This is a genomic window from Paenibacillus sp. 7541 (assembly GCF_002276395.1).
Lineage (GTDB): Bacteria > Bacillota > Bacilli > Paenibacillales > Paenibacillaceae > Paenibacillus_AQ > Paenibacillus_AQ campinasensis.
Window position 1 is genome coordinate 93362 of the sequence record NZ_NQLZ01000011.1, and the last position, 13794, is coordinate 107155.

The following is a 13794-nucleotide window of genomic DNA, read 5'->3' on the forward strand; positions in this document are numbered from 1 at the left end:
AATACATGAGCGTAAACAGAAAGACAACGAAGTTGTTCCTCATCGTTGTGATGATGTTGGCGATGGTATTCCCTACCAGCGTATTCGCCGCTGCCGGCGATGTAACTTCCATCGAATTTGACACGAAAGAAAGCACGATTCAACTCATAGTAAACGAGAACACAAAGCAGTTGCGCGTATTGGCCAACATCGAAGGCTCCGCCACCAAGAAGGATGTGACCAATGACTCGACCTGGACGTCGTCCAATACGAGCATCGTCCGGGTGGAAAGCGGTTTGTTGACCCCGCTGAACAAAGGTACGGCTACGATTACAGCAAGATACAAGGGCGCTGTCAGCACCATTGACGTTAATGTCAGCTACCTGTATGACGAGCTGAAGCTGGACCTGCCGGATAAAGTGGAATACAAGCTGGGAACCGAAGGCTTGTCTGTCAAAGCGCTGGCGGACGGCATGAATGATGTGACCAGCGAAGCAAGATGGACAAGCTCGGACAGCAGCGTTGTCAAGGTTGACAAAGGAAGCCTGACGCTGGAAGGTCTGGGTACAGCAACGATTAAAGCAGAGTACAAAGGGCTCAGCGCTTCTGTTACCGTTAAGGTTGTTGCTCCGTTCAAGAAGCTTGCGATCATCCCTGGAGATGACCAGGAGCTTCTGGTTGGCGATGCGCCGGTGGAGCTGAAGGTGTATGCGAAGCAATCTGAAGCGGACAGCGGGCTGGGAACGGATGTGACGGATGAGGTTAAGCTCGTATCGTCGAACAGCTCGGTTGCGGTCATTGAGGACGGCAACAAACTGAAGCCGGTGGCTCTAGGAAAAGCAACGATCAGCGTAAGCCATTTGGGCAGCCATGCCCAAATTGACGTATATGTTCGCAATCCGTACGAAGCGATTATTCTGGATCAGACCGACTTCATCAAGAACCCGATTCTGTTCATGAATGAGTCGGTTGCGATCAAGACGAAAGTGAGAAACGCAGCGACACAATCGATCGAGGTCAATGGCGAGTGGACGTCTTCCAATCCGCTTGCGGTTACGGTCAATAACGGTGTCGTGACAGCTAGAGGCACAGGAACGTCCACGGTCAAGGTCAGCTACATGGGCATCAGCCGTGAATTTACGGTTACGGTGCTTCCTACCGTGACCAGCTTCGAAACGGAGGAGACAGAGCTTGAGCTGCTGAAGTCCCAGTCCCAGTCTTATCCGAAAGTAACAGGCACTTTGCTGAGCGAAGAGAAGCAGGATTTCACCAAGTCGGTCACCTGGACCTCCAGCGACGATACGATTGTTTCGACTGAGGACGGCAAGATCAAAGGGCTCGAATCCGGGGAAGCCGTTATTACCGGGAAGATCGGAACACGGGAAGTGGCGAATATTCGCGTAACGGTAAGCGAAAAGGTACTCGTTCTGCTGCCGGAAGTTGAATCCTATCAGCTGGTTATCGGCAAAACAACCGAGCTGCCAAGCGTCACCGCTGTATTTGAAGACGGCGAGGAGAAGGATGTGACCTCGCTGGTGAAATGGTCCTTGTCCGGCTCCCAGGCAGTCATTAAGGACAACACGATCAAAGGTCTGGTGAAGGGATCGGCTACCCTGCGTGGGGAGTACCTGAACGAGTCGTTGAAAATTCCTGTCTCGGTGGAGCAGGAAGTCGTCAAATTCGTAGTGGAGCCTCAGAACATTGAGCTGAACATCAAGAAATCCAAATCGATCAAGGTAACAGGCTATTACAGCAATGGCAGCACCGTTACCCTGTCCACGAAGATGAACTGGGTATCGTCAGATACTTCGGTTGCAACAGTGTCAAGATCGTCTGTCAGGGCTGTGGGCGAAGGAACAGCGACGCTGACGGGCTCCTATCAGGGCAAAGAGCTGAAGGTGGATGTCAAGGTGGTGCCGAAGCTGAGCAAGCTGACCGCTAGCGAGAAGAAGCTGAGCTTGAAGCCAGGCGATATTAAAACCGTTACGCTGACTGCGCTCTATGATACCGGTCTGCAGACGAATGTAACGAGCAGTGCGGAGTGGACGACGAGCAAGGCAAGCGTTGCGAAGGTAACGAACGGAAAGATTGAAGTTGTTGGCAAAGGCACAGCCAGAATTAAAGCAAAATTCGATACCAAAACAGTGACGATTACGGTGACTGTTAAATAGGATCATAGACATTAGAAGCCCTTCTCCGGTTGAACCGGAGAAGGGCTTCTTTACTATGCCTACCGGAAAGGCAGCTGCGTTGATTTCTCCAAAGGGGCCATCGATATAGTTACCTGACGTGTCCCCCTGTGCAGGCAACGAATATACTGGGACTAGGTTAGTTGGAAAGGCGGGGAGATTATGACCAAGGTCAACATGAGCTCCGCATTGCCAGACGGAATTCTGGTTCGGGGAAGCGATTCTTCCGTCTATTTAATAGAGCGGGGAACCAAGCGCCCGATCGCCGACCCGGAGTCGCTCTATCATTACAAGCTCAGCCTCAAGCACATGATTAGGATCGAGGATGGCTTTCTGAACGAAATGGTCAACGGAGAGATGATTAGGCGGTGCGGGGATTATGTCAGACATAGTCCCTCCACCCTGCTGGTGAGAGGCGGTGATTCGGCGGTTTATGTGTGGATGGGAGGGCGGCTGTTTCCGATTGCGACCAGCGGCATGTTTCGCAGGCTATGTTACCAGGCCCATCAGCTTGTCAATTTGCCGGATTCGCTTATTGCTTCTTTGCCACGCGGAGAGCTCATTGATGATTCGTTCTTTCTGTCTCATTCTGCAATCGACGGCAGGCTGTATTCCGGGCCGGACGGATTTATATATTATGGTGAACAGCGCAAGCTGAGAAAACTGGAAGTGCCGTCGCTGTTCTCATATTTTCGTTGGGATGTCGGGCAATTGATTTATTTCACGGGCGAGGAGTTTGCCAACAGCCCGATTGGCGAGCCGATTGCCGACTTCCGGTCGACGTTGTCTGCCTGACGTTCTAGGGCGCGTAGTTTCGGCTAACGAGGAAGGGGGAAACCCGTTGAAGGTGTTGCTGGTCACCATTTTTTTAATCCCGTATGTCGGTGGCGTATGGAAATATATGCAGCAGGTCAAGCAAGGGCTGGAGGCTGACGGACACGAAGTGGACATGATCGGGGACGGAATTGATGGCTTTTATGTATACGGGGGCGGTGAACACCGGAAGGTGCTCAAAAGTCATTTCAGACCGATGCTGCAGCACAAGCTGAACCCTGCGAGCGCTTCGCCGATCACCGCCGATCCTTGGGTCAGAGATGCGGAAGTGGAGCGTCTGACGCTGGAGCTGTCTTTATCCTATCTCGGACTGGAGCAGTACGACATCATACATGCCCAGGACGTGCTGGCTGCTTCGGCCGTAAGCCGCGTCAAGCCGGCGCAGACGCCGCTCGTGACAAGCATCCATGCATCGGTTGCCCTCACGATTCGGGATGTGCTGCAGGCGGATCCGAAGTATGCCGACCCGCTGAATTCCCTCGTATGGAAGTATTACAAAACGATTGAATATATCGGTGGCAACGCCAGTGACCATGTGCTGCTGGCCTCACGCTGGCTGCGGGACGTGATGGTCCAACAGTTTGATATCCCGGGCAACGGCATCAGTCTCATTCCGTATGCGATGGATATTCCCGCTTTTGAGCACAGGCTGAACGCCGAGCATAGGCTGCAGCGGCCGACAGACCGCAAGGTTCTGATCAGCACGTCGCGGCTCAGTCCGGAAAAGGGGGTTCATGTGCTGATTGAAGCGCTCGGACAACTGCACAAGCAGCGGCAGGATTGGGAATGCTGGCTCGTTGGCGATGGAGACAAGCGGCCGGAGTATGAGCAGCTCGTTCACAAGCTGGGGATTCAGTCCTCCGTTCATTTCTGGGGGACGAGGGAGGATGTCCCGAGTTTGCTGACACTGGCAGACATATTTGTTATGCCAAGCATGATGGAGACCTTGTCCTATTCCGTCATGGAAGCGCAGCTGGCCGGGCTGCCGATTGTCTCCTCCGATGCCGGGGGGCTGAAGGAAGCGGTGAGGCATGAGGATAACGGGCTGCTGTTTCCGGCAGGGGATGCAGGCAAGCTTGCCGAGTCACTGGCGCTGCTGCTTGCAGATGAAACGTATCGGAACCGGCTGGGGAAACGGGCCAGGAAATGGGCGCTCGTCCATCGGGATCTGGAGACGATGATCAAACGCTTGCTTCAGGTCTACCGCCGGGAGCTCAAGCGAAAGCAAGCCTAACGTTGTATGGGGAGGGAATCGTATGGGTACAGAGCTGGTAAGCGGCGATCAGTATAATGATCTTTTTCTGGCTCCGGCGTCACATCCCTTTCTGCTCGTTGACAAGGCGATATGGGAGCGAGTGAAGGCGAATTTGCCGAAGGGTTATTTTATTCCCGATTATAGAATTATTAATCACTTGAAGCATATGTGACTGAATATGTGGGGAAAGGCTGGGGTAGGGATGGGAACATCGAATTGGCAAAATATATCGTTCTGCGTGGAGCTGCTCCGTCAAACCGCACCGAAATCGGTGCTGGACGTCGGCGTCGGCTTCGGCCGCTGGGGCGTGCTGTGCCGCGAGTTTCTGGACGTATGGGAAGGGCGTGTATTCCGCGAACAGTGGACGACCAGGATTGAAGGGATTGAAGTGTTTCCGAAGAATATCGACGCCTATCATGCTTACTTTTACAATCAGATTCATATTGCCGAGGCGGCTGCATTCATTCATACCGCTGTACAGCCCGGACAGTTCGATATGATTATCCTCGGGGATGTGCTGGAGCATTTTACTAAGGAAGCGGCTGTTCCCCTGCTGCAGGCGTGTATCGGAAAATCGCGTTATGTGATGCTGAACGTACCGATCGGTACGAATTGGCCGCAGGGCACAACGTATGGCAATGCGTATGAGACCCATCGCAGCACCTGGACGCGCGAGGAGCTGGATCAGTATCCGGTAGCTGCGAAGCAGCATTTCAAGGATTATATCCAGCGCGATTTCTCAACGTATCTGTTTGCTGCATCCATGAAGACCGGTTGATCCGAAAAAATGGGGAGGTGCTGAGCCCAATGAACGCTGCTTACATCCATACGAGGGTACCTGTGGAGCTGCTGTTTACTGAATTTATACCGGAGGAGAGACGCTCGGTCATTGACCATTTCACGGAAGCTTGGTATGACTACCACAAGCGATATGCCAGCCGGTCCATCGCCCGCTTGACCCCGCATATTCAGCTGTTCCGCTATTTCATGGGTCAGGAGCAGAGCCCGGCACTGTATCTGGAATGGTATCGCATGATTCATACGACCCGGCAGCTTCAGCCGCCGCTGACGGATGCAGCGCTTCTTCAGGAGCGGCGAGCGGTATACGATCATATGCTGGCCATGCTGAAGGACTCTCCGGCCCGATTCGAACAATTCCCTGCGCTCGTAAGATATAACCGGGATCGCGGTTATTTCAACATTGCGGACGGACATCATCGGATCGTCTTTCTGTATTGCCACGGCATTCGCCATATTCCGGTCCGAATGACCCGCGAAGATTATGCGGACTGGATGAATGAACGCGAGCTTGGGGCCGTCGCCGAGGTGTTCAAACGATATCATCGGAGCCTGATCTATACGCCGATCCTGCATCCGTCTTATATGAACATGCGCAGCGAGCGTGATTCTAAGTATCCGACAAGATTGGATAAAATACTGGATTGCTTGCAAACGCTGCCCTTGCCCGGAAAAAGGGTGATTGATATCGGCTGCAACATCGGCTACTATGCCCGTTACTTCAGCAGGGAAGGCGCGATGGTAACCGGAATCGATCCGATGCCGGAACATTATGAGCTGGCCCAAGCGCTCAATAAGCTGGAGCGGGTCCCGTTTGATCTGCGGCTGGAGCGGTTTGAATCGGCCCATCTGCCGGAGAGCTATGACATCGGGCTGCTGCTGACTGTGTTCTACCACATCATGAACATCGACCATGTCCGGGAAGCCTTCCTGCGTCAAATCAACCAAACGGTGCATGGCTTGTTGTTTTGGGAATCCGGCGGAGCGCCCGACATGGAGAGATCGGTGCTGCTGAACGGAACGCATTTTAACCGATATGAAAAGCTGGCGGTCACGGAAGGGACAGGAAAGCGGCGGGAACTGGGTGTTTTTTTTACCGCCTAGTGGAACCGAGGCGGGAGGGGGGCGGCTTCACTGGCTGATGTTTTCAGCTAGGCGAGGGCGCTCCCCCCTATTACATATAGGAGTGCTGCTGCTTGTCAAAAATTTACCAGAAGGTATAATTTTTATAGGATAACGAAGAGAAGAGGAAACCGCGATGCTGATGCGAAACGAGGAGAAATGGCTGGAAACATGGCCACGAATACGAAGCAAGGGCAAGGCAAGATATATTGTGACAAGAGGGCTGCTCCGGGGGCTTCTCATCTATCTGGTGTGGGCAGCCGTCACCTGGTTTTGGGATCGGGAGCGGTTTTCACCGGAACATTTTATGGACAGATATTATATCTATTTTGTGCTATTTCTGTTGTATGGCTTCTTGATCTCCGCCAGTTCGTGGAAGGGGAACAACATGAAATACGATAATCTGATCAAGCACGGGAAGGCGAAGAAGGATACTTCGAATTAGGCTGTTCTGGTGCGGGACCTGAAGCGGATCGAGTTGAACTTGATATGGCGGCGGCAATCCCGGCCTTGGCATTCTATAGAGCGGCAAGCCCATGTGCAGGTTTCAGTTAAGCCTTCGAGGGATGGTATAGTGATCTGGATACGACATAAGGAAGGACAGAGGGCATGTGGGTGCAGCGAATGAGTCGAAGAAAAGAATCAATGAACGGAGGATGGACATGAGCGGTGGTCATGATCCGGCTGCTGACAGCATGCTGGAGCTGTTCAGTCCGTCTGCCAGGCCGCGTATAGCGGCGGCGACCCGCTTTGACATGCGCAAGGTGATTGAGGTCGAGTTTGTGTGCAGGCTATTTCACGGGGACGATCAGCGGGCGATGCTGGGGCTGGAGATGCGCGTCGGATTGAAGCGGCTCTTTACGGTGCAGCGGCTGCGCGAATTTCTGGTCAGTGTGGAGCTGGGAGAGCCATATGAAGTGACAAGGCATTTTACATATGATCCGGAACAGCATAGTTTCAAAGCGGAGGATGACAAGCTGATTCGGGAAATGATCCGCATTCATCGCAATGACAGCATGGTGATGGAGGTTATTCGCGGCTCGGCCGCGGCCCGCAAGAAAGCGAGCGGGCTTGACCGAATGCTGCTTGTCACACCGATGGCATGGCCGCTTATACAACCGCTGCTTGCAGAAGTGCCCGCTGCGTCATTCACAGACAATGGGCTTCTCTCCGAGCCGCTTCAGTTCAGCAGTGAGGCATTGCCGGTCCGATTTGCGCTCGACGAGGAAGGGGATGAGCGATATGCCTTAAGGGCGGAAGGGCTGGACAGGCTGATTGTCATGGACAGCTACGGCATGGCTCTGTCCGGGGGCAAGCTGATTTCGATGGAAACGGAATCCTGCCGCCGGTTGTCTGCGCTGAAGGCAATGCTTGAATCGGCGGAGGGAAGCCGGCTTTCTATTGCGCCTGAGCAGGTCGAGCCTTTTATGGAGAACGTGATCCCGGGATTGATGAAAATCGGACAGGTGAAGGTAGGACAAGCGATTGCGGATCGGGTGATCAAGACGGAGCTGTCTGCCAGACTGTACCTGGACAGAGTCCGGGGCAAGCTCCTTGCCGGACTTGAATTTCAATACGGCCACATCGTCATTAATCCGCTGGATGGGCATCGAGTGAAGCGGCATCCCGGCTCCATCCTTGTTCGGGACGGAGCGCGGGAGCAGCGGATTCTGGAGCTGATGGAGGGCGCGGGCTTCGCCCAGACCGAGAGCGGATATTTCATGGAGGACGAGGACAGCGAGTTTGAATTTCTGTATGAAATTGTGCCCCAGCTGGAAAGGCTGCTGGTCGTGTACGCCACCTCGGCGGTGAAGGAGCGGATCCTCCCGGAGCATGCTGTGCCGAAGGTGAGTATTGATGTGGATGAGCGAACAGACTGGCTGGAGCTGCGGTTCGAAATGGACGGCATCTCCGAATCGGAAATTCGCAAGGTGATAAAGGCGCTGGAAGAGAAGCGGAGGTACTACCGGATGCCAAGCGGCGCCTTCATGCCTCTGACCGGCGGAGAATTCAAGGCATTGGTCGATGCGATGAACCGCCTTGGCGCATGGGGAGCTGAAGTGCAGGGGGATCGCTTGCGGCTGCCTGCGGTCCGCGGCATGCAGCTGATGGATATGCAGGATCGTTCTTCGTCCGTACAGCTTGGCAAATCGCTTCGCAAGCTGCTGGCGAACATCCGGAATCCTGACCATCTTGACTTTGCGCTGCCGCCTGCGCTGGAGGGTGTGCTTCGCGAATATCAGCAATACGGATTCCAATGGATGAAGACGCTGGCTGCATATCGGTTCGGCGGCATTCTGGCTGATGATATGGGGCTTGGCAAGACGCTGCAGAGCATCGCCTATCTGCAATCGGTGTTGCCGGACATTCGGGAATCCGGACAGCCCGCGTTAGTCGTAGCCCCGTCTTCCTTGCTGTATAACTGGCTCCATGAGTTTCAGAAGTTCGCACCGGATATGAGGGCGGTTGTGGTCGACGGCGCGTTGAAGGAGCGGCGGAGCGCTTTGAGCGGGCCGATGAAGGCTGATGTGCTGATTACTTCGTATCCGCTGCTGCGCAGGGATCTGTCCCGCTATGCCGGACTTTCCTTCCATACCCTCATCCTGGACGAAGCGCAGGCGTTCAAAAATTACACGACGCAAACTGCCCAGGCCGTCAAATCCCTCCAGGCCCGTAACCGCTTTGCCTTGACCGGAACGCCGATGGAGAATCGGCTGGAGGAGCTGTGGTCCATTATGGATGCGGTGTTTCCGGAGCTGTTCGGCGGCAGGAAGGCGTTTCAGGAGCTCTCGCCGGATGAAGTGGCCAGACGTGTGCGACCGTTTGTGCTGCGCAGGCTCAAAAGCGATGTGCTAAAAGAGCTTCCCGACAAAATTGAAATGACCCAGACGTCGGAGCTGATGCCGGAGCAGAAAAAGCTGTATGCTGCTTATCTGGCCAGGCTGCGCCAGGAGACATTGAAGCATCTGGATTCGGACGGCTATGGCAAGAGCCGGATACGAATTCTGGCCGGGCTGACCCGGCTTCGTCAGCTGTGCTGCCACCCGGCTTTGTTCGTGGAAGGATATCGTGGCGGCTCGGCGAAGCTTGAGCAGCTGATGGAAACGCTGGAGGAGTGCCGCAGCGCCGGCCGCAGAGTGCTCGTATTTTCGCAGTTTACGCAAATGCTGAAGCTGATCGGACAGGAGCTTGGCGACAGGAGATATCCATATTTCTATCTGGATGGCGAAACCGAAGCGGCAGAGCGAATGAAGCTGAGCACCCGCTTTAATGAAGGGGAGGGCGACATCTTCCTCATCTCGCTGAAGGCTGGGGGAACCGGGCTGAATCTGACTGGCGCCGACACCGTTATTCTATATGATCTGTGGTGGAATCCGGCCGTGGAGCAGCAAGCGATGGACCGGGCCCACCGGATCGGACAGACGAAGGTGGTCCAGGTCATACGGATGGTCGCCCGGGGCACGCTCGAAGACAAAATGCTGGAGCTGCAGCAGCGGAAGCAGCATCTCATTGACGAGGTGATTCAATCCGGTGAGGATAGGCTGGCAACATTGACGGAAGAGGATATCCGGGATTTGCTGCAGCTGTAGCGCAGTCATCCGTGCGTTCGCATCTGGTTAGCGGCAGCTATCCGTGCGTTCGCACCCGGTTAATGAGCTGTAACCTTGTCCTGATCCAATATATGTTATTATTGTTGGCATGATGGAATATAAGGTGGAGGTGGAAACATGTCATTAAAGTGGCTGGATTGGGCGAAGGAAATGCAGGCGATTGCGCAAGCGGGACTTGCCTATACGAAGGATGTATATGATGAGGAGCGGTTTGAGCAGCTGCGGAATTTAAGCATAACGATTATGCAGGAGTATACCGATGCGGGCAGCGATAAGATCCGGGAGTTGTTTGCAGATGAGCGCGGATATCCGACGCCGAAGGTGGACATTCGGGGCGTAATTTTTCAAGAGGACAGCGTATTGCTGGTCAAGGAGAAGGCTGACGGTGCCTGGGCGCTGCCGGGAGGATGGGCGGATATCGGGCTGTCTCCGGCTGAGGTGGCTGTGAAGGAGGTCCGGGAGGAGTCGGGATATGAAGTTCAGGCTGTCCGGTTGCTCGCTGTGCTGGACAAGAAGTTCCATGCACATCCGCCTTCGCCGCATCATGTTTACAAAATGTTTATTCTTTGCAGCATCGTTGGCGGCGGTGCAAAGACCGGCGTAGAGACGTCGGAGGTTGGATTTTTCAAGATGGACGAACTGCCGCCCTTGTCGGAGGAACGCAACACGAAGGCGCAGATTGCCCGGTTGTTTGAATATGGGAAGAACCCTGAGCTGCCGGTCTGGTTTGATTAATGTAATCCATAGGAGAAGGACTTGATGTGTTGTGAAGGCATTTAAACCATCTATCCGTGAACAAGAACAGCAGGATGACCGAAGATTCAAAACGAGGGTGAACCTGCTCTTTTTTACAGCTTTTATACTGTTTAGCGCCATTATTATCCGGCTGGCTGTGCTGCAATTCGTGCACGGGCCGGAGACTGCGGCCCAAGAAGGCGGGGGGCAGGTCCGCACCTTTCCGCTTCAGCCGATGCGCGGCAGCATCTGGGATGCATCCGGGACCCCGCTGGCCTACTCGACCTCGTCGAGTTCGCTATATATGACATTGATGAAGGATTACAGCAATAATACCGAGAGCGGGATGGAGAATCGCCCGGAAATACTCCGCATCGCCGGGGAGATGGCGGAGGCTTTTCAACAATACGGTGATCCGAAGGCACCGGTCATGACGCTGGACGATGTGATCACTGCGCTTGATCTCGAATACCGAAAGCAGCTTGGCTATGAGCCGAGGCTGGTGAAGTCGAATCTGTCGCATGAGGAGATTGCGTTCTTCCTGGAGCATCGAGGTCAATTTCCCGGCATTCAAATCGTGGAGGAAAGCGACAGGCATTATGATCCCGATACGGTTGCCGTGCAGACGATCGGATATTTGAAGCGGTTTGAGGGCGCCAAGTCTCTGAAGGAATATGAAGCCCAGGATGCAGCTAACAAGGAGGAAAGCGACCCGGGACTGATCTATTCGGAGAAGGAATATGTCGGTTACGACGGTCTGGAGCGCATGTTCCAGAAGGAGCTGCGAGGAAAGAGCGGGTATATCAGCATTCCGATTAATCCCCGTAATATGATTGACGGAAATCCGGTGATGGTGCCGCCTCAAAAAGGATACGATATCCACACCACCATCCACCGGGACATTCAGCTTGCGGCCGAGAAGGCGATTAAGGACCGTCTGGACTGGCTTCACACCCATCCGGTGTCCGGCAAGCTCCATCGTGATGCGCTGAACGGCTACGCTGTGGCGATGGAGGTCGAGACGGGAAATGTCGTAGCGATGGCGAGCATACAGGATTACGATCCCAATGTGTGGGTGAATGGCGGGCCGATTCCGGAGTCTGCGGTGAACGCTATGGGCAACGGAACGATCTCGCCGTACAACTCGGGCAGATCGGGCAGCGGCTTTGATTCAATTCTGCTGCTCGGCTCCACGATCAAGCCGCTTTCCGTACTTATCGGGCTGAATGAAGGGTTCTTCGGGCCGAATGATGCTTATTTGGATCAGGGGGGAGCTTATTTCGGCCGCGTAGGCAGCGAGTCGTATGTCAGCAATTCCGGCGGGCACAGACTCGGATATATCAAGCCGCATGAAGCGATTGAGAAATCATCCAACGCGTTCATGATCGATTGGGTCGGAAAGAAACTGTATGCCAAGTATGGCGGCGAGAAGGGTGTCAGCGTCTGGGATCAGTACATGAAGGAGTTCGGACTTGGGGTATCGACCGAAAGCGGTCTTCCCGGTGAGCATCATGGCGTGATCAACTATGACAAGACGGCCGCGACCGGAAGCAATCTGTCCTCGCTCGTGTACGCTTCCTTCGGACAGCAGGGCAGATACAGCACACTTCAGCTGGCGCAGTATACGGTGATGCTGGCGAATGAGGGCAAGCGGATCAAGCCGAACCTGGTCAGCAAAATTACGGATCAGAACGGGAATGTGGTCCAGGCGTTTGAACGTGAAGTGCTGAATGAGGTGGAGTTCTCCAAGGAGCACTGGGCGGTCATCAAGCGCGGCATGAACACGCAGGGACTTGCCGGCTTCGAGGGCTTCCAGTATGACTTTGCCCGCAAAACCGGCACCTCCGAGCAGGAAACAAGCAAGGGCATCATCAAGGATAACGGCATCTTCATCGCCTATGCGCCGCGAGAGAACCCGAAGCTTGCGGTGGCTGTGGTGATCCCGGAGGGCGGCTTCGGCTCCCAGAGTGCGGCGCCGGTTGCCAGAGCGATTTTTGATGCTTACGACGAAGTCTATGGCCTGGACGGAACACCGCATCCGAAGACGAAGACAGAGGAAGAGTGAAGATATAACGAAAGAACGTGGGACAAGGGGCACTTGCAGAGGGTGCCCCTTGTTTTTCATATCAGGAATGTTTCGTACCGGTGCGGCAAGGCAACACGCTTGCTGCCGATGCCTGAACTCTGATTATAGTTTTAGTAAGGATTCTGCTTTACCTTGAGCACTTCCGACAGGAAGGCGAGGGCAAGCCCCTGGCCCCAGCCTTGTATCCGTTTGTCGGGAACGCCTTTATATCCTTCGGCATCCTTCATAACAGCCGTTCCGGCCGACACGCCGGTAACCGCACCATCCTCGGTAATGCGGGCGAGGATGCCGTCGATGGATCTTTGCGTATATTTATGGTAGATGCGCCCTTTCGTAAGCAGGGCGGTGGCGATGCCGGCCGAGCCCGATGTTTCCAGCGGGGAGTCCGGATCGTTGACAATGGTGTGCCACAGCCCGGATTCATGCTGCAGTCTGACAAGGGCGCTTAGCTGGTCCCGGAGCGATCCTTCGATGATCATGAAGGAAGGATGTGTGACCGGCACCAGCTCCAGCGCCCGGGCCATCGTGACCGCCGCCCAGGCGTTGCCGCGGCACCAGAATACGCCGGACATGTGATTGCCGGCTATATTGTCCCAGCCGTGATAGTACAGGTCGGTGACCGCATCCTGGAGACAGTCTTCATGTCCATGGTATTGGCGCAGGCCGTCCTCCAAATAATCCTCCTCGTTCAGCAGCGAGCCGATGCGGAGCAGGAAATAGCCGGCCATGAACATCGTATCCACCCATGCCTGCTCCGGGAAGTTGTATGTCTCCGAATTGACGGTATGCTGGAAAATTCCGTTTCCGAAACGGACGGCGTCATGCTTTAAATATTCGGCCATCGCTTTCGCGGTTTCGATATAGCGCGCATCCTCATACACCTCATACAGCGTCAAGAGCGAATGACCAATAGAAACGCCGTTGACCGACAGCTTCGGCAGCCCGTCCTCCATATTGTCATCTACCCACGCTTTGAGCTTCTCCATATATTCCATATTGCCGGTAGCCTCATAAGCTTGGCAGACACCGTAGAAGGCGACGCCCCCTGGCCAATCCCAACTGAAATCCATCCGAAACGTCCGATCGACAATCTGATGAATCGTCTGACGAATCCGATCTTCATCATATACAAGTGCGGGCATGGAAAATTCTCCTTTCATGATAACGAACTCCATGTGTACTGTA

General features: G+C 54.4%; 11 protein-coding genes. 10 read left to right on the forward strand and 1 reads right to left on the reverse strand.

Annotation, left to right across the window (positions count from 1 at the left end):
* Positions 1-5 precede the first annotated feature (5 nt).
* The 10 genes from CHH75_RS06470 to CHH75_RS06510 all read left to right on the forward strand — a co-directional run bounded on the left by CHH75_RS06470 (position 6) and on the right by CHH75_RS06510 (position 12588).
* A complete protein-coding gene (locus CHH75_RS06470) occupies positions 6-2150 on the forward strand; it encodes a hypothetical protein (RefSeq protein WP_095397779.1) in 2145 nt (714 codons plus the stop codon).
* A 180-nt stretch (positions 2151-2330) separates the two neighbouring features.
* Entirely contained in the window at positions 2331-2963 is a 633-nt protein-coding gene (locus CHH75_RS06475; RefSeq protein WP_095397780.1) for a hypothetical protein, read from the forward strand.
* A 52-nt stretch (positions 2964-3015) separates the two neighbouring features.
* A complete protein-coding gene (locus CHH75_RS06480; protein WP_255222986.1) occupies positions 3016-4236 on the forward strand; it encodes a glycosyltransferase family 4 protein in 1221 nt (406 codons plus the stop codon).
* Positions 4237-4258: 22 nt separating this feature from the next.
* Entirely contained in the window at positions 4259-4429 is a 171-nt protein-coding gene (locus CHH75_RS24795) for a hypothetical protein (RefSeq protein ID WP_155617955.1), read from the forward strand.
* A 30-nt stretch (positions 4430-4459) separates the two neighbouring features.
* Positions 4460-5035 carry a methyltransferase domain-containing protein gene (locus tag CHH75_RS06485; RefSeq protein ID WP_095397782.1) on the forward strand — a complete coding sequence of 192 codons (576 nt, stop codon included), beginning with the start codon at positions 4460-4462 and terminating at the stop codon, positions 5033-5035.
* Between the two features lie 29 nt (positions 5036-5064).
* On the forward strand, positions 5065-6159 hold the full coding sequence (locus CHH75_RS06490) for a class I SAM-dependent methyltransferase (RefSeq protein ID WP_095265866.1): 1095 nt from the start codon (positions 5065-5067) through the stop codon (positions 6157-6159).
* A 154-nt stretch (positions 6160-6313) separates the two neighbouring features.
* On the forward strand, positions 6314-6622 hold the full coding sequence (locus tag CHH75_RS06495; RefSeq protein ID WP_095397783.1) for a hypothetical protein: 309 nt from the start codon (positions 6314-6316) through the stop codon (positions 6620-6622).
* A 217-nt stretch (positions 6623-6839) separates the two neighbouring features.
* Positions 6840-9767 (forward strand): DEAD/DEAH box helicase, encoded by a 2928-nt coding sequence (locus CHH75_RS06500; RefSeq protein WP_255222981.1) that lies wholly within the window; start codon positions 6840-6842, stop codon positions 9765-9767.
* Between the two features lie 138 nt (positions 9768-9905).
* The gene (locus CHH75_RS06505; RefSeq protein WP_095397784.1) at positions 9906-10523 is read left to right on the forward strand and encodes an NUDIX hydrolase; all 618 of its coding nucleotides are present in this window, start codon (positions 9906-9908) and stop codon (positions 10521-10523) included.
* A 31-nt stretch (positions 10524-10554) separates the two neighbouring features.
* The gene (locus CHH75_RS06510) at positions 10555-12588 is read left to right on the forward strand and encodes a peptidoglycan D,D-transpeptidase FtsI family protein (RefSeq protein ID WP_095397785.1); all 2034 of its coding nucleotides are present in this window, start codon (positions 10555-10557) and stop codon (positions 12586-12588) included.
* Between the two features lie 131 nt (positions 12589-12719).
* Here the strand turns inward: CHH75_RS06510 and CHH75_RS06515 are convergent, their stop codons facing one another.
* On the reverse strand, positions 12720-13751 hold the full coding sequence (locus CHH75_RS06515; protein WP_095397786.1) for a glycoside hydrolase family 88/105 protein: 1032 nt from the start codon (positions 13749-13751) through the stop codon (positions 12720-12722).
* Between the last annotated feature and the right edge of the window lie 43 nt (positions 13752-13794).